Genomic DNA, 16,894 nt, shown 5'->3' with positions numbered 1-16,894 from the left:
TATGGAAGTCGTCGTAAATGGGGAGTTAATCCAACTACCAAATCATGTCGTTTGTATTGCAGATGTTCTCAAGCATTATGACATTCAGGATAAAATCATTGTCGTGGAAGTAAACGGGGAAATAGTAGTGAAACATGAACACCAGAGTACGAAAATATCAGATAAAGATCGAATTGAAATAGTCCATTTTGTAGGAGGCGGTTGATATGTTAAATATAGGTCCATTATCCTTTCAATCTCGTTTATTACTAGGAACTGGAAAGTATCCAAGCTTTGAAATCCAAAAGGATGCTGTGGAAGTATCTGATGCTGAAATCCTTACGTTTGCAGTGAGAAGAATGAATATTTTTGAACCAAGCCAGCCCAATTTTTTGGAGCAGTTGGATACCTATAAATATACGCTTTTGCCTAATACAGCTGGTGCCAAAACGGCAGCTGAGGCGGTGCGAATCGCAAAATTAGCGAAAGCTTCAGGGCTATGCGATATGATTAAAGTGGAGGTAATTGGCTGTGATCAAACATTACTTCCTGATCCCGTAGAAACGCTAAAGGCAACGGAAGAATTGGTGAAGGAAGGATTTATTGTTCTCCCCTATACTTCTGATGATGTAGTGTTAGCTAGGAAGCTGCAAGAAGTTGGCTGTCATGCGGTTATGCCAGGTGCATCGCCAATTGGATCCGGTCAGGGGATTATCAATCCAATAAACCTTAGGTTTATCATCGAACAGGCCGTCGTTCCTGTGATTGTTGATGCTGGTATTGGCTCGCCAGCCGATGCTGCCTTGGCGATGGAATTAGGGGCAGATGGTGTGTTAGTAAATACCGCAGTGTCAGCAGCAAAGGATTCGGTAAAAATGGCAAAAGCCATGAAGCTTGCAATTGAAGCTGGACGATTAGGCTTTGAAGCTGGAAGAATCGAGAAAAAGAAATATGCAACCGCAAGCAGTCCCAAAGAAGGAATGAGTATTGGATGAATCAACGGTACTCACGGCAAGAACTATTTTCACCCATTGGAAAAGCTGGGCAGCAAAAGATTTCAACCAAACATGTACTCATCATCGGAGTGGGAGCACTCGGAACAGGCAGTGCCGAAGCATTGGTCCGCGCTGGAATTGGCAAACTTTCCATCGTTGATCGTGATTATGTGGAATGGAGCAATTTGCAGCGGCAACAATTATATACAGAAGAAGATGCCAAAAACCGAACCCCAAAAGTCATAGCTGCCAAACAGCGCTTATCAGCAGTTAATTCATCTGTGGAAATGGAAGCAATTGTTGCAGATGCTATGGCCTCAGAGCTTGGAGAATGGGCTAAACAGGTAGATCTTATCATTGATGCAACGGATAATTTTGAAACAAGAATGATGATAAATGATGTATCTCAACAAGTGGGTGTCCCATGGATTTACGGTGCATGTGTCGGAAGCTACGGCATTTCTTACACGATCATTCCTGAAAAAACACCTTGCCTGTCATGTTTACTTAAAACAGTTCCCATTGGCGGGTTAACCTGTGATACCGCGGGTATAATAAGCCCAGCTGTTCAAATGGTGGTTGCTTATCAAGTAAGTGAAGCGTTGAAAATTCTAGTCGGTGATTTCGATTCCTTACGAAACAAACTTGTTTCCTTTGATGTATGGAAAAATCAGTTTAGTGCGATTCAAGTCGATAAATTGAAAAGTGAAAATTGTCCTTCTTGCGGGATAAACCGATCGTATCCTTATGTATCTTTTGAGAATCAAATGAAAACAGCGGTACTTTGTGGAAGGGATACGGTTCAGATCCGTCCACCCAGTCCAACTCTACGCGATTTGGCTGCACTAGAAATCGTATTGGAAAAACAAGGGGGGACGATTCAGCGGAATCCATACCTTTTATCCTATACGGTGAATCCTTACCGATTAGTGATATTTAATGACGGAAGAGTGCTCATACATGGAACGAAGGATATTGCAGAAGCAAAGTCACTATACCATAGATACTTGGGTTAAAACCATAAAACCATAAAACCATAAAACCAGGGTCAGACCCCCACCGTGCTAACGCTTTAACGCACCGGGGGTCTGACCCCATTTTTAGGAAGGATTTCTATTATTTTTATAGAATGTAAATAGGAAAGTCCATAATAAGGATAGAGTGAGGAGCCCAAAAAAATGAAAAATGTGTTAGTTCTAGGCGGAACGCGGTTTTTTGGCCGGAAATTAGTAGAATTACTACTTGAAGATGGGCACCATGTGGCAATCATAACCCGCGGCCAATCAGGGAATCCATTTGGTGATCAAGTCGAGCATCTGGTCCTTGACCGTTTAAACAAAGAAGAGCTGGCAAAAAGTGTGGAGGGCAGAACGTTTGATATTGTTTACGATAATATTTGCTATGCATCAAATGAAGCCAAGGCATTTTGCGAAATCTTCAACGGAAAAATTGGAAAGCTTGTGTTTACCTCATCGCTTTCAGTCTATCCAGCAGATGGAAACGAAAAAGATGAGAGTGACTTTGATCCGTATACCTATGAAATTCGGATGGGAGACAGTACAGACTTTACGTATGCAGAAGGAAAACGACAAGCTGAAGCCGTTTTCCTTCAACAAGCAACCTTCCCCATCGTCGCCGTTCGTTTTCCTATCGTAATGGGCGTGGACGATTATACCCGCCGCCTCCATTTCCATGTAGAACGCATTGCCAACGGGGAGCCAATTGGCTTTGCCAATATGAAGGCGGAAATGTCGTTTATTCAGGCAACGGAGGCAGCACTATTTTTAAAATGGGCTGGAACAGCAGTGGTGGAAGGCCCCTATAATGCAACAGCAAATGGGAGAATTAGTTTAGCAGATTTAATCAAATTAATCGAAGCAGCCACTGGAAAATCAGCAAGAATCTCGTTAGTCGGGAATGATGAGATTGCTTCACCGTATGGCATTCATACGTCTTGGTATATGTCGAATGAAAAAGCCGTAAAAAGTGGATTTCAATTTACCAATCTGGATGATTGGTTACAACTATTAATCGAATCCATTGCCAGCAATGTCCCTAATCATAAAGACAAACACATTTAACCATAAAAAATAATCCACCCTTGAGTTTAGCAGCCCGGGGTGGATTACTTTCTGCTTCATGCTGATTACCTTGTAGGTAATAGACCATTTTAACGAGATTGAAGGAAATGCCGGAAATCCTGCTAATACTAAGATAAATAACTTGCCAAAACCATTAAAATACTTCGGATACTTTATAATTGGTTTTATTTCATTATCCATTCTATTAGTGTTCATTTTAAATTTATTTAATTAACGGATACTAACTTTATAGCTCAGCTGCCATTCTGGGCGGCCTTTCTTATTAAACTAACCAGCCCTATATAAACAGATCAGCAAAAAAACGTTGATGTGATGCACCCTTTATCTTTATGTATATGTATTCATAGATAAGCGTTTAAGGACTTGACTTGGAGCCTCTGTGTGTACGATTTATCTAGAAATGCTGAAGCAGTTGTTTTATCAGGCAAACGAGCCTATCATACACACCTCTCCAAGTAAAGTCCTATCGTTGTTTACGTTAAAACCTATATTTATCTACTAGAACAGAACTTGGATATTGTCTAACATTCATATCCTAAAAAACTATCTAATAAAAAAGTTGCATCATGATTGTGATTGCACCAATGTAAAGGCTAATCCCAGATACGAATTCTTGGAACATCTGCTGTTCTTAAATAATCCAATAACTGCCCAGTATGAACTGATTCATGATAGGCAACACGTAATAGCATATCACCTAAATCTCTTATGTACCCTGAATCGGAGCGGTCAATCTTTATATTTACCAAGTCTTCTTCAGTAAAGGACTTGATTGTTTCGATGAATTCATTTCGAAATGGTTCTGCAAAATCCAATTCTGCTTTTACAGAAGTGTATGTTCTATTTTCGAAAGGGGAGTCGAAAACAGATAAACTCCCTCTATTTTTAATTGCAAGGTGGTAATAATGTTCGCTTTCCAATACGTGTCTAATCATTTCTATGCAATTCATTGCTTCATCATCTGGCTTCCATTGGAGTTTTTCTTTAGGAATAGATGTCCAAACCTTTATGCTTCTCCTTCTAACTTCATTAAAGTTTAAAATAATTAAATCAATTGAGTTCAAAATAATTCCTCCTTAGATAGGCATAACCTAATTATACATGTATGAATACTCGTTCCAATATTAAGGAGGGAAATTTTACATAAATATTCAAACTATATATTTACGTTGATTATTCAACTAGAGGGTGCAAGAGTCAAAGTGTTAAAAAGGAAACTGTGGCGATACTCCCTATTCTTGTTGTGCTAACGTAAGGTAATTTATTAACTTATATGAAGATTATGTTCTTTGGGTCAGACCCCAATGTGCTTCCAATTTAGCGCGATGGGGTCTGGCTCGTTTTTTCGTCATTTTTTTAATAAAAAGAAGGTAATATAAAAGAGTAATAAAAATAATAATGACGAATATAGCTAAATGATTAATATGGGGGAGGATGAGTAATGATGGCAAAGTATGAAAAGACAATCATTGGTCAATTTGAGGGAGTGGTTAATCACTTGCAAAACGATATTGGTAATAGTGGAATAAGTATGAAATTAGTTGATGAAAGCAACTACACGATGGGAGATACCAAAATTGCGGTTCGAGTTTATGATAAATATTTTATGAGAAATGGAAACAGAGCCAGTTTGAGCCTTACTGTAGTAGGTGATAACAGTACTATTTTTATTTCAGCAATTGGTGCTGGTGGGGGACAAGGTGTTTTTTTTAACTTTAGTCTTGGCGCTGAAGATGATATGGTGGCAATCGTGGAAAAAAGTATAGAGCAATTTGAATAATACTAATTTGATTCCTAAATGCAGTTTCCTCATAATACGTTTTTATATAAAAACGAATGCCAATAAGTATTTCATATCATCCGGTCGGATATTTTTACAGTAAGGTATTAGTAACAAGACTTCAAAAAAATGGATACCAAATCCGTCCGAAAATGCAAAAATCAGCCCCAAATAACAGATTTGAACGCAAAAATGAAGGGTTTCGTTCAAAAAGTGCCACCAAATTAGAAATTTAGCCATTCGATTCTTTCAGCAAAACCCGATATCGTAGAGGTGCCGGAAACGGAAACCAGCGGCGAAAGGGTGGCACAAAATGAAGAATGTAAAATCAGGTAACATCGAGGGATTTGAACAGTTTTCACAATTTGAAAGTTTGAAAGAGTTTAATCATCATATCGAAATGTGGTTAGCCGAGCACAAGGCTGATTTTTCAAAAGGTGAGCTGATCGGATTAAAACGGCTGGTTCGATTTGCTGCGAAGATCCCTGGGGTTTGCAATGCCAAAATCGGTACCGTGTTAAAGGCGATTCATGATGAATACCACGATAATGGGATTTCCCGTTCCACCTTTAAACGGATGATTGGCAAAGCAAAAACAGTAGGCATTTTCACTGTGTATGAAACAGAGCGGGGTAACGGATCCCAGTCCAGTAACCTCTATGTGTTTAATCGCTTTCCAGTAAGTGAACCACCCAAACAGGAAACAATGAACCACCTAATAGAAACTAGTAATCTTTTAAAAACTGAAAAAGATCAAGAGATAAAAAAACGTAATGAAGAACCGTCTGTATTACATCACACCTTTGTGAGCAACCGAGTTCCACAGGAATTTGTTCAATTTGTTAGCTATTTCTTCGAAGATGCAAAGTTAATCGAAGACTATTGCCATATGGTACATATCCTAGCTTTTGATTATAAACTGCACGAAGAAACAGAAATCATTGTCGGAATCGCCATTGAATCTTTTAGACAACTGATTAGAAAACTTAAATTTACAAAGGCTGTCCGGAAGCCGATTGCCTACTTTTATGGAATCCTAAAACAAAAATTCTGCCGGTATTACGATGAGTGGGTAGAAGAAAAATGTGAAGAAGGAATCGTTGAAGATGAACCAATCCTCTATACTATTGATGGTGTAACCTTCGAGTGGGATTGGTTGCATGGAGGAAATGTGAAGATGGTTGGGTGAAGCAGGGGACGGTTCTTTCGCTTCATCAAACACTTTTGTTGGTGAATAAAAAAATGCATTATGGAAGCTACTGTTGGTGATCTAATGAGACCTTTTACTTTCTAAGGGGAAAAACTTACTATTAGATTTGTAGGTATTATTTAGTTAATTGGTCATTTTCTTTTGCTACGTTATAGAATAGATTTGTTTAGTGGCAAAACCAAAATATCATAACAGAAATATTGGAGGTATGAGATATGAAAATCCTTAGAATGGATCATGTGGGTGTAACCGTAAATGATCTCTCTGCAGCTAAAGAGTTTTTTCTTGACCTTGGCCTTGAGGTGCAAGGGGAATGGGAGAAGCAGATGGAAGGAGAGTGGATGGATCAGGTAATTGGGCAAAATAATGTTAAAGTAGCAAGCGTAGGATTGGGGATGCCAGACGGTCAGGCATGGATCGAGCTAATCAAGTATGATTCGCCGTCAGAATATAGAGAAAATCAGCAACCCCTCGTAAATACCAAGAGTATCCGGCATATTGCATTTGCTGTTGAAGATATTGAAGCTGTTGTTGCCAAATTAAAAAAGAAAGGGACAGAATTCTTTGGTGAGATCCAACACTATGAAGAAAGTTATAAGTTATGTTACTGTCGTGGGCCAGAGGGAATTATTGTAGAGTTGGCGGAGCAAATCAAATAAAGTAAGGATACTTTTCATAACATACCTAAAAAGCAGAAATACAATAAATTGCATTTCTGCTAGAGTCATTTACTATTCATTTGCACAGAATAAGCAGTTTCATCCATTCCGTAATAGTTTCATAAGAATGTCTATATCGATGTCTTGATCCCCCTCAGCTTCATTAGGGAGTAACATTAAACCGGATATGACCGAGAAGTAGAGCATCAAAAGCTTAGTAGGGTCACCTTTACAAAATTCACCGGACTTCTGTCCATTTTCAAAAGTAGAAATCAAATGCTTCATTAAAGGAGGAATTTGATATTGCTGAACAATTTCTTTTGCCTTGTTAGGGACTTCATCGGAAATTTGTACTTGTTGGATAAGCATAAACGAATGTCTATTTCGAGTATCGAGCATTTTTTTGGTTAATTCTTTCATTTTTTCTGATGGAGAACCTGCCATATTTTCAAATGAAGCAAATGCCTGAGCAGTTTCTTCCATTGCATCCTTTACAAGTTCAATAAAAAGTTCATCCTTTGATTGGTAATATCGATAGGAAAGCCCTTGGCTGATGTCCGCCTCTTTAGCAATCATGCTCATTTTTGTACCAATAAGGCCGCGGCGTGCAAATATTTTTAAAGCCGCATTCTTTATTTGCTCTCTTCGTTTTTCATGGATTTTGTCCAGTTGATGATTATTTAATGGAGATATGTTTTTCACGCCCTTTCATTTTTGTTTCCTATCTCATATATTCATCCAAATCAACGTTACAGAATTTGTTCCTCACTCATGTTCCAAAGTTTCCTTGCTAATTCTTTATCAGTTGCTAATGCAGTGGGTGCCTTATGTTGTCTATCAGCAAAATATTTGCCGCTTTGGTTTGAGGTATCTTTTAATTCGGCAAGCCACACTAATGTGTCTGCACCTTTCTCTGGCGTCCGGGAAAAAAGATTCATGACAGCCATGGTTGCCTTTGCCATCATTCCATTATTTTGATTGAAATTTGTAGCTACCAGTCCCGGGTCGAAACAATAAACAGTGATCGTTGATCCTTCTAGACGACGCGCTAATTCGGCGGTAAAGAGGATATTGGCCAGTTTCGTTTGTGCATAACGTATAGTTGGGCCGCCTAGTACCTTTTTCATTCCCCCATAAAGATGCTCCCCATTCCCATGTTCAAACTCAAAGCCTCCTTTTATCATTTTATGACCATGTGAAGCCGTATTGATAATACGTGCGGATTCACTTTCTTTTAAACGATCCAATAGCAGGGAAGTGAGAAGAAATGGGGCCAGGTGGTTAACAGCCCAGGTCATTTCCACTCCTTCCTCGGATTTCTGAAAGGAATCGAATAAGGCGCCTGCATTATTCACTAAAACGTCGATTCTTGGACAGCTTTCTAGAATTTGCGCAGCAACTTTTCGGATGGATTTTTGGGAGGAAAGATCAGCAATAAATAGATCAATCTTAATGGGTTTCTTGGTTTGCATCCGTAATAGAGTTGAAATTTCCTCCGCCTTTCGCTGATTTCTGGCAATAATCCCTAAATTTGCGTCGCGTCTGGCAAAGGCCTTTGCTGCCGCAAGTCCAATCCCACTTGTCGCTCCTGTAATCAAAACATATTTGTCTTGCAAGTTCCATTCCTTTTTTGTTAATTTATCAGTCATCTTTTTAACCGCCTTTTTGAATGAACAATTCATTCATTTTTAAAACAGTATATGCGGCAATTTTTTAAATTGCAACCATAAGTTTTAAAATAACATTTTTTTGTTCATATTCAGTTCATAAATGGCGTCTATAATCCAATTGTAATCAAAATATGAGTGAATACAACATCAGCTATCGGAAGGTTTATTAAAAGGAGGATCATATGAAAAATAAGGATAGAACGAAATTAGAAAATGTGAAGTTTGCAGTCGAGGCCAAAGGGCTTATCAAGACCTTTGGAGATCATCGAGCGGTTGACGGAGTGGATATGTTGGTACCAACTGGTTCCATTTATGGAGTGTTGGGACCTAATGGCGCAGGGAAGACGACAACGATTAGAATGTTGGCAACATTACTCCGAGCTGATGCGGGTTCAGCAAAGATTTTTGGATATGATGTAGTGAAGGATGCACAAATTGTGCGTCAACTAATTGGTGTTACGGGTCAGTATGCTTCAGTCGATGAGTCACTAAGTGCGACAGAGAACCTAATCATTTTCTCTCGATTACTGGGGCTTAGTCGTCTGGAGGCAAAACGGAAAGCAAATGAGCTACTCGAGGAATTTGGATTAATGGAGGCTGCAAAACGTCCATTGAAAAATTTCTCAGGGGGTATGCGTAGACGACTGGATTTAGCTGCTAGTTTAATCTCGCAGCCACCACTCTTATTCTTGGATGAACCGACTACTGGATTAGATCCACGGACACGAAATCAAATGTGGGATACCATTCGTCGCTTAGTAAAATCAGGGTCAACCGTTGTGTTAACTACTCAGTATCTCCAAGAAGCAGATGAACTAGCGGATCGAATTGCTGTCATTGATCATGGAAGTGTCGTTGCAGAAGGTACTGTAAATGAACTTAAAGAATCGATTGGTACTTCATCATTGCATTTAAGTATTCAACACACTCAGGATATCCCCAATGCTCGAATGATTATTGAACGAGTCTTAAAAGTACCATCAGCTGTGTCACCAGAAGGCGGTATGATTACTTTACTGCACCAATGGAAACGGCGGATATTGTTACGGATCTGCTAGTCGCCCTTCGTGAAGCAGACATCAAATTGGCTGAGCTAAGTGTACAAAAACCATCTTTAGACGAGGTCTTTTTGACCATTACAGCTGAAGGCGAAAAGGAAAGCCAAGCAGATTCGAATCATAAAAAGAGGGGGATTATTTAATGAAGAAACAATTGAGCATGTCAGTTTCCGATATTCAGCTGCGAAATAAAACTAGCTTCAAACAGACAGTGCAAAATTCATTAACCATGGCTTATCGTGGGTTACTGAAAATACGTCGAACACCTGAACAACTATTTGACGTTACGTTTCAGCCAATTATTTTCACGTTAATGTTTACCTATATTTTTGGAGGGGCTATCGCTGGTAATGTGAAGAATTATTTACCGATTATTATTCCAGGGATTCTTGTTCAGACGGTGATCACCACTTCAGTTGTCACGGGTACTCAATTACGGGAGGACATGGATAAAGGGGTATTTGACCGGTTTAAGTCATTACCAATTGCCCGGATTGCCCCGTTAGCAGGGGCTTTGCTTGCTGATACGATCCGTTATACAATCGCAACGGTACTTACATTTTCGATGGGATTTGTATTAGGCTATCGTCCTGAAGGAGGATTAGGCGCTGTGGTTATTGCTGGACTACTTGTCATTGCTTGTTCATGGGCAATCAGCTGGATATTTGCCTTTTTTGGAGTTATTGCTCGTACGGCTTCAAGTGTACAAGGGATTTCGATGATTATCCTCTTTCCATTGACCTTTCTTTCGAATGCATTTGTTCCGGCTGATACCATGCCGAACTGGTTACAATGGTTCGTGAAAATCAATCCCATCTCACATCTCGTAACGGCTGTTAGAGATTTGGCGAATTCCGGAACAATTGGCTGGGATCTAGTAATTTCACTCATTGGGGCAGCCATTATTGTAGCGATTTTTGCACCCATTACAGTTCGTGCCTACATGCGCCGTGCATAGTGAGTAACCATAGTAAAAGGAAAAGAAATTATCAACTGTACAAATTGATAAGGAGTGGCGGTTTAATTCTATGCCATTCCTTTTTTGTTTTGTAGAAATTTATCACAGCGTTTAGTCTTAGAGAAAAAGGTTTAAAAAAGGAGGATAATTTATATCTCTAATAAATCAGAAATGGTAAAATTATCAAATGGGGGTGGATTAAGAATGTCCGATAATAGTCAAACAAACAATAGTTCAGTTGTTGCTTTAACAGTGGGTATTTTATCATTATTTATTCCGTTTTTGGGATTAATCTTAGGCATTATTGGAATAGTCTTTTCAAGAATAGCTGTAAAACAAATGAATATAACAAATGAAAATGGCAGAGGATTAGCAACCGCCGGTTTAATTTGTAGTATCGTTGGAATTATTATTCAACTTTTAATGGTGTTGGGCTATGTTGCCTTTTTCTCAGTAACCAGTTATATATCCAACTAAAGGTTGGACTTGGTATCAATCGTTTATTAGGTAGGGAACCACTAGGGCCAGACCCCCAGTGTGCTAATGCTTTAGCACACTGGGGGTCTGACCCCTTTTTTCGTTGCAATAAAAAAGAATGTTAGATTCCTTTACATGATTATGTTAATAAATCTTTCACCATGATATAAAGTATGTAGAACATTGAATCAAAAGGAGGTTGGATTCGTTGATCAAATCAAAATTAATCCTAATAGGAAATGGAATGGCCGGGGTCAGGGTGATTGAAGAAGTGTTGAAGTTGAACCGAGATCGATTCGAAATCGTTATTTTTGGAAATGAACCCCATCCAAACTATAATCGAATCAGTTTATCAACTGTATTACAAGGAGGTGCTTCCGTTCATGATATCACCTTAAATGACTGGAAATGGTATTCGGACAACAAAATCCGCTTATATACGGGAGAAACAGTCATTTCTATTGACACAGCCATGCAAGTTGTTACCACAGACAAAGGAAATAAAGAAACATATGACAAACTAATTATAGCGACGGGGTCAAATCCATTTATGCTGCCATTACCAGGAGCAGATAAAGCCGGTGTTACCGCATTTAGAAATATCAAAGACTGTGAAGAAATAATTGAATATTCAAAATTCTATCAAAAGGCCGCGGTCATAGGCGGTGGGCTATTAGGACTTGAAGCAGCGCGTGGTTTGTTAAATTTAGGAATGGAAGTGGACGTCATCCATATCCATGACTACTTAATGGAGCGGCAATTAGATCGCACCGCAGGGAAACTAATGCAAAGGGAATTAGAAAAGCAGGGAATGAATTTTCTTTTACAAAAAAACACAACCGAAATTATCGGAAAAAAACATGTCACGGGATTAAGATTTCATGATGGAAGTAAAATCAAGGCGGATTTGGTGGTCATGGCGGTTGGAATTAAGCCCAATGTAGAAATGGCAAAAAATGCTGGCATCCCAGTAAATCGCGGAATTATTGTCAATGACTATTTAGAAACAGGGGTCTCCAATATATATGCTGTGGGGGAATGTGCAGAACATCGAGGAATTGCCTACGGTTTGGTAGCACCGCTCTACCAACAAGGCCAAGTGCTTGCAAAACGACTTTGTGGGTTAGAGGACGACGGATATCAAGGTTCAATCCTCTCGACACAATTAAAAGTTTCTGGCGTTGATGTGTTCTCTACGGGGGAAATCAATGAAAGACATGGAACAAAAGTATATAAAGTATACGATGATTGGAGCGGAGTGTATAAAAAAATTCTGATCGAAGACGAGAAAATTACAGGTGCTGTCCTGTTCGGTGATACGAGAGATGGAACCCGATTACTCAGATTAATTAAGAATGGTGCCAGAATGGAGGAGTACCTTGAGACGAGTCAAAATACTGCTTCAGTAAGTAATATCACGGAGGATATGGCAGATGACGAAATCATCTGCGGATGTAACGGTGTCAGTAAAGGAAGAATTGTGGAGGCCATCCAAACGCAAGGTTTAACAACGGTTGATCAGGTAAAAGGCTGTACAAATGCCTCTCGTTCATGTGGCAAATGCAAATCCTTGGTGGAGGATTTATTAGCCTGCACGCTTGGCAGCAACTATCATGCATCTGAGAAGGAGGCCATCTGCAGTTGTACGACATTCTCGAGAGATGATATCGTACAGGAAATTCGTGATAAAGGATTGACACACATTTCTGAGGTAATGAATGTCCTCGGCTGGAAAACAGATGGATGTTCAAAATGTAAGCCAGCCATAAATTATTACTTAGGTATGGTAAATCCTCTTGAGTATCAGGATGAAAAAGAGGCTCGCTATGTCAATGAAAGACTTCATGCCAATATCCAAAAAGATGGAACCTTTTCTGTTGTTCCTAGAATGTATGGCGGTGTGACCACTTCAGATGATTTACGAAAAATTGCTGATGTGGCTGATAAATATCAAGTGGGCACGATCAAGGTGACTGGCGGTCAGCGAATTGATTTACTTGGTGTGAAAAAGGTAGATCTACCCAAGATTTGGGCGGAACTTGATATGCCATCTGGATCCGCTTATGCTAAGGGACTGCGAACGGTAAAAACATGTGTGGGTGAAACGTATTGTCGGTTTGGAACAAAAGATTCAATTGGTATGGGAATTAGAATCGAAAAGAAGTTTGAAGGAATAAATACACCTCACAAATTCAAAATGTCAGTTTCCGCATGTCCACGGAATTGTGCGGAGGGTGGAGTGAAGGATGTCGGGGTGGTTGGTGTGGATGGAGCATGGGAAATGTATGTTGGTGGAAACGGTGGAACACATCTGCGTGCAGCTGATTTATTATTCAAACTTAAGACAGATGATCAGCTGGTTGAGATGATTGGAGCATTCCTACAGTACTATCGTGAGACAGCCAACTATTTAGAAAGAACCTCTGCATGGGTGGATCGTCTTGGGATTGATCATATTCGGGAGGTCCTTTCGGAGGCAGGAAAAGTAAAAGAATTAAATCAACGGCTAGATGAAGCCTTGTCAATCATTCAAGACCCTTGGAAAGAAGTGATTCAGAACAAAACACTAGTAAGAGACTTGTATGAATCAGTGAAAGTTCCAGCAATAATTAAATAATAAGAAGGGAGGAGTAAACGTAGATGGAAAATACGTTGCGTCACATTTATATCGGAAATCTATCAGAGATGCCAAAAAAATTAGGAAAAACAGCCACCATAGGCAATAAGGAAATAGCTGTTTTTACCTTAGAAAATGGGGAGATTCGTGCCATTGAAAACCGGTGCCCACATAAAGGTGGAGTTCTCGCGGAAGGAATCGTGAGCGGGGATTATGTATTTTGCCCGATGCACGATTGGAAAATTTGTTTGTCCGATGGCAATGTGCAGGCTCCTGATAAAGGCTGTGTACAAACATACCCTGTAGAAGTGATAGAAGATCAATTGTTTATTATATTGAAAGATGAATAGATGATAAAAAATGATTCCTTTTGTATCAAAAATAGAGAGATGAATGGACTTGCCATTAGGAGGGCTAGCTCGATATCTGGATAAAAGGGGTGGGACGTATGTCTATAGTTAGTCCAAAACAAGTGGTTGAGAGTATCGTTCAGGCGGGGGAAGCAAAAGCAAAATTGCCGATAAAAGATTTACTCATCCGAGGAGCCCTATCAGGGGCGCTTCTAGGATTTGGTACGACCTTAGCCTTTACCGCTGAAGTGCAGACGGGGTTGGGAATTGTTGGTGCACTGCTTTTTCCAGCGGCATTCGTCATCATCATTCTCCTTGGATTGGAATTGGTAACTGGTAGTTTCGCGTTGATTCCTGTCGCTGTCATGGAAAAAAGAGCCACTCTCAGTCAGATGTGTAAGAATTGGTTTGGAGTGATTATTGGTCATATCATTGGAGGAGTCCTCTATGCATGGCTTTATATCATTGCGATCACGCAACTTGGCCATGTGACAGACAATCCAGTAACAGCAAAAATTATCATCCTTGTACAAGCAAAGACAGTGGGCTATAAAGCCCTGGGTGTGGATGGTTTGATCGTTGTGTTTGTAAAGGCCATGCTCTGTAATTGGATGGTTACATTAGGGGCGGTTATGGCGATGACGACAAAATCTGTGAGTGGTAAAATTGCTGCCATGTGGCTGCCCATTTTAATCTTCTTTGCGCAAGGTTTTGAACACGCAGTCGTGAATATGTTTGTCATTCCCGCAGGTATAATGCTCGGTGCAGACATAACCATCGCTGATTGGTGGGTTTGGAACCAAATTCCTGTCCTTGTGGGGAATATGGTTGGGGGCTTTATTTTTACAGGGTTAGCATTGTATATAACCCATTGGAAAGGAAAGTCAAAAGTGATAATGGAAATGCCAGAATCAACTACCGCACTGCCAAGTTCACAAAGAGGATAGGTGAGGAAAGATGGGGAAAGCTTATATCGTTGGTTCTGGACCTGGTGACCCGGAATTAATAACCGTGAAGGCATTGAAATGTATACAACAAGCGGATGTGATCCTATATGACCGCCTCGTTAATCGGGAACTATTGGCGGAAGCCAAACGAGAGTGCCAGATCATTTATTGCGGAAAACAACCTGCACATCACACGATGAAACAAGAAACTATTAATCATTTATTAGTGAAATTTACGAAACAAGGGAAAACGGTTGTTAGGTTGAAGGGCGGCGACCCCTTTGTGTTTGGCCGGGGTGCCGAGGAGGTTGAAACACTTGCAAAGAATGGACTATCCTATGAGGTGATCCCAGGTATCACCGCTGGGATCGCCGCACCTGCCAATGCTGGAATTCCGATTACCCATCGTGAAATGGGCAGCTCGTTTGCCATTGTAACGGGGAATCGGAAAAACGGTGAACCAAGAGATGTGGATTGGAAGAGTCTAGCATTAGCTGTTGATACCATTGCTATCTATATGGGTATTAGAAATCTCGGATACATCTGTCAAGAGTTGATGTGCCAAGGGGAAAATGAACACACCCCTGTTGCCGTCATTGAGCAGGGTACGACAATGAACCAACGGGTGGTAACAGGCTCCTTACGATCCATTGCTACTATAGTAGAGAAAGAAAGGATAAAAAATCCTGCCATCGTGGTTGTGGGGGAGGTCGTCCGCTTTAGAGAGAAAATTCTTCCATTCCAGCAAGTAAACGTAGAAAACTACGAACGATTACACGAAGGAGGTTCAAGATGGTAGAAAAATAAATGGGGGTGGTATACTAGTAAGAATAGTATAAGGTAAACAGGTTGAAAAAGGTGGCGGTGAGGATCATGCAACAATGGATTAAAGAGGTGGCCAGAGGGAAAAAGGGCTCCAAGGATTTAGACTATCATCAAACAAAAGCAGCAGCTCAGGCAATAGTGAATGGGGAAGCAACCGATGCTCAAATCGCTGCATACTTGACTGGTTTAAGGCTAAAGACAGAATCTACTGAAGAATTGCTAGCATTTGTCCATGTTTTTCAAGAGAATTGTCAAAAGCTAAACCTAGCAAACCATCAAATCATTGATTTAGCCTGTCCCTATAATGGACGGAATTCTTATACTGGGACCATTCCTGCTGCGATATTACTAGCGGAATCTGGGCTCCCAGTTTTTCTACATAGCAGTGATTCACTTCCTCCCAAATACGGGATTACGATGAAAGCAGTCTTGGAAGAAATGGGGATCAATGTCTCCCAATCCGCTTCGTCGATAGAAAATACAATGGACAAAGCAGGAATTGGCTTTGCATCGACGGAAGCATACTGCCCCAGTCTTGGCAGACTACGAAAAATTCGTGAGGAAATGGGAATCAGAACACTAGTAAATACAGTGGAAAAGCTATTAAATATTTCACAGGCAGAAACATTAATGATGGGGGCCTTTCATCGCACGGCTATTAATAAAATAGCACCACTGTTTAAAGAACTCCCTTATAAAAATGTTTACATTGTGCAAGGAATGGAAGGTTCAGAAGATTTACCTGTTCACCGGAATAGCTTTATTTTTAAACTATCAAGTGATGGAATGGAATCATTTATGGTAAAGCCTGAGGATTATGGATTGCTAGTAGACGAATGGAACAGCAGCATCCAATTATCGGCGAAAGAGCAGTCCGACATTTCGTTAGCGCTGCTGAGCGGCGAGCGATCAGGGGCATTAAGCTATTATTATCATCAAGTTCTTTTTAATGTCGGAATCCGGTATCATCTCTTTGGTATTTCTTCAAGCATTGAGGAAGGAATTGATAGGGCAAAAGAACAACTCATAACACAAAAAGGGTTGCGTCAATTAGGAAAATGGAAAGCAAGCCAATCCTAGAAACTCCGTATATAACTGCGGAGTTTCTTTTCTTTTGCTTTTGGCTGGTTCTTGTGACAAGTTGCTGAACATTTTTGCCCCCTTGTCTCCTGTCTGTGGTATACAGATTTTGGTCCTATATAATTCCCGATTATTGATTACTATATATCAATTTTTTATTGACTTAAAAATATATCCCATGTTATAT

17 protein-coding genes and 1 pseudogene are annotated in these 16,894 nt (G+C 40.0%); 15 read left to right on the top strand and 3 right to left on the bottom strand.

Annotated features, from left to right (window positions below; translation table 11 throughout):
* The first annotated feature begins 1 nt into the window (after nt 1).
* From thiS to G6554_RS10195, 4 genes are all read left to right on the top strand, one after another.
* A complete protein-coding gene (gene thiS, locus G6554_RS10210; protein WP_166241403.1) occupies nt 2-205 on the top strand; it encodes a sulfur carrier protein ThiS in 204 nt (67 codons plus the stop codon).
* A gap of 1 nt (nt 206) precedes the next feature.
* Nucleotides 207-974, top strand: a complete 768-nt coding sequence (locus tag G6554_RS10205; RefSeq protein WP_166241401.1) for a thiazole synthase — start codon at nt 207-209, stop codon at nt 972-974.
* A complete protein-coding gene (locus G6554_RS10200) occupies nt 971-1,990 on the top strand; it encodes a thiazole biosynthesis adenylyltransferase ThiF (RefSeq protein WP_166241399.1) in 1,020 nt (339 codons plus the stop codon). The genes G6554_RS10205 and G6554_RS10200 overlap by 4 nt, the downstream gene beginning before the upstream one ends.
* A gap of 162 nt (nt 1,991-2,152) precedes the next feature.
* Nucleotides 2,153-3,055, top strand: a complete 903-nt coding sequence (locus tag G6554_RS10195) for an NAD-dependent epimerase/dehydratase family protein (RefSeq protein ID WP_166241397.1) — start codon at nt 2,153-2,155, stop codon at nt 3,053-3,055.
* Between the two features lie 614 nt (nt 3,056-3,669).
* Here G6554_RS10195 and G6554_RS10190 read toward each other — a convergent pair.
* On the bottom strand, nt 3,670-4,140 hold the full coding sequence (locus tag G6554_RS10190; RefSeq protein WP_166241395.1) for a DinB family protein: 471 nt from the start codon (nt 4,138-4,140) through the stop codon (nt 3,670-3,672).
* A gap of 377 nt (nt 4,141-4,517) precedes the next feature.
* On the opposite strand from G6554_RS10190, the gene G6554_RS10185 reads away from it, so the two are divergent.
* From G6554_RS10185 to G6554_RS10175, 3 genes are all read left to right on the top strand, one after another.
* Nucleotides 4,518-4,856: a DUF6054 family protein gene (locus tag G6554_RS10185; protein WP_242637780.1), complete on the top strand. Its 339-nt coding sequence runs from the start codon at nt 4,518-4,520 to the stop codon at nt 4,854-4,856.
* Nucleotides 4,857-5,169: 313 nt separating this feature from the next.
* Complete coding sequence (locus G6554_RS10180; protein ID WP_242637781.1) at nt 5,170-6,045, top strand: hypothetical protein; 876 nt, start codon at nt 5,170-5,172, stop codon at nt 6,043-6,045.
* 236 nt (nt 6,046-6,281) lie between these two features.
* The gene (locus G6554_RS10175; protein WP_166241393.1) at nt 6,282-6,725 is read left to right on the top strand and encodes a VOC family protein; all 444 of its coding nucleotides are present in this window, start codon (nt 6,282-6,284) and stop codon (nt 6,723-6,725) included.
* 99 nt (nt 6,726-6,824) lie between these two features.
* Here the strand turns inward: G6554_RS10175 and G6554_RS10170 are convergent, their stop codons facing one another.
* Together G6554_RS10170 and G6554_RS10165 are read right to left on the bottom strand one after the other, a co-directional pair.
* Nucleotides 6,825-7,427, bottom strand: coding sequence for a TetR family transcriptional regulator (locus G6554_RS10170; protein ID WP_166241391.1), 603 nt, complete (start codon nt 7,425-7,427; stop codon nt 6,825-6,827).
* A 47-nt stretch (nt 7,428-7,474) separates the two neighbouring features.
* Nucleotides 7,475-8,374: an SDR family NAD(P)-dependent oxidoreductase gene (locus G6554_RS10165; RefSeq protein ID WP_166241389.1), complete on the bottom strand. Its 900-nt coding sequence runs from the start codon at nt 8,372-8,374 to the stop codon at nt 7,475-7,477.
* Between the two features lie 203 nt (nt 8,375-8,577).
* Here G6554_RS10165 and G6554_RS10160 point away from each other — a divergent pair.
* The 8 genes and pseudogenes from G6554_RS10160 (at nt 8,578) to G6554_RS10125 (ending at nt 16,707) form a co-directional block, all read left to right on the top strand.
* Nucleotides 8,578-9,596 (top strand): annotated as a pseudogene (locus tag G6554_RS10160) (ATP-binding cassette domain-containing protein).
* On the top strand, nt 9,596-10,411 hold the full coding sequence (locus G6554_RS10155) for an ABC transporter permease (RefSeq protein WP_166241387.1): 816 nt from the start codon (nt 9,596-9,598) through the stop codon (nt 10,409-10,411). The pseudogene G6554_RS10160 and the gene G6554_RS10155 overlap by 1 nt, the downstream one beginning before the upstream one ends.
* Before the next feature lie 204 nt (nt 10,412-10,615).
* Nucleotides 10,616-10,888: a DUF4190 domain-containing protein gene (locus G6554_RS10150; RefSeq protein ID WP_166241385.1), complete on the top strand. Its 273-nt coding sequence runs from the start codon at nt 10,616-10,618 to the stop codon at nt 10,886-10,888.
* A 208-nt stretch (nt 10,889-11,096) separates the two neighbouring features.
* Nucleotides 11,097-13,505, top strand: a complete 2,409-nt coding sequence (gene nirB / locus G6554_RS10145; protein ID WP_207627580.1) for a nitrite reductase large subunit NirB — start codon at nt 11,097-11,099, stop codon at nt 13,503-13,505.
* Between the two features lie 23 nt (nt 13,506-13,528).
* On the top strand, nt 13,529-13,855 hold the full coding sequence (nirD, locus tag G6554_RS10140) for a nitrite reductase small subunit NirD (RefSeq protein WP_166241383.1): 327 nt from the start codon (nt 13,529-13,531) through the stop codon (nt 13,853-13,855).
* A 98-nt stretch (nt 13,856-13,953) separates the two neighbouring features.
* Nucleotides 13,954-14,802: a formate/nitrite transporter family protein gene (locus G6554_RS10135; RefSeq protein ID WP_166241381.1), complete on the top strand. Its 849-nt coding sequence runs from the start codon at nt 13,954-13,956 to the stop codon at nt 14,800-14,802.
* A 10-nt stretch (nt 14,803-14,812) separates the two neighbouring features.
* Nucleotides 14,813-15,601: a uroporphyrinogen-III C-methyltransferase gene (gene cobA / locus G6554_RS10130; RefSeq protein ID WP_166241379.1), complete on the top strand. Its 789-nt coding sequence runs from the start codon at nt 14,813-14,815 to the stop codon at nt 15,599-15,601.
* 74 nt (nt 15,602-15,675) lie between these two features.
* A complete protein-coding gene (locus tag G6554_RS10125) occupies nt 15,676-16,707 on the top strand; it encodes an anthranilate phosphoribosyltransferase (protein WP_166241377.1) in 1,032 nt (343 codons plus the stop codon).
* Nucleotides 16,708-16,894 lie beyond the last annotated feature (187 nt).

Source organism: Bacillus sp. MM2020_4 (assembly GCF_011250555.1).
Taxonomy (GTDB): domain Bacteria; phylum Bacillota; class Bacilli; order Bacillales; family Cytobacillaceae; genus Neobacillus.
This window is presented reverse-complemented; position numbering and strand designations above follow the sequence as displayed.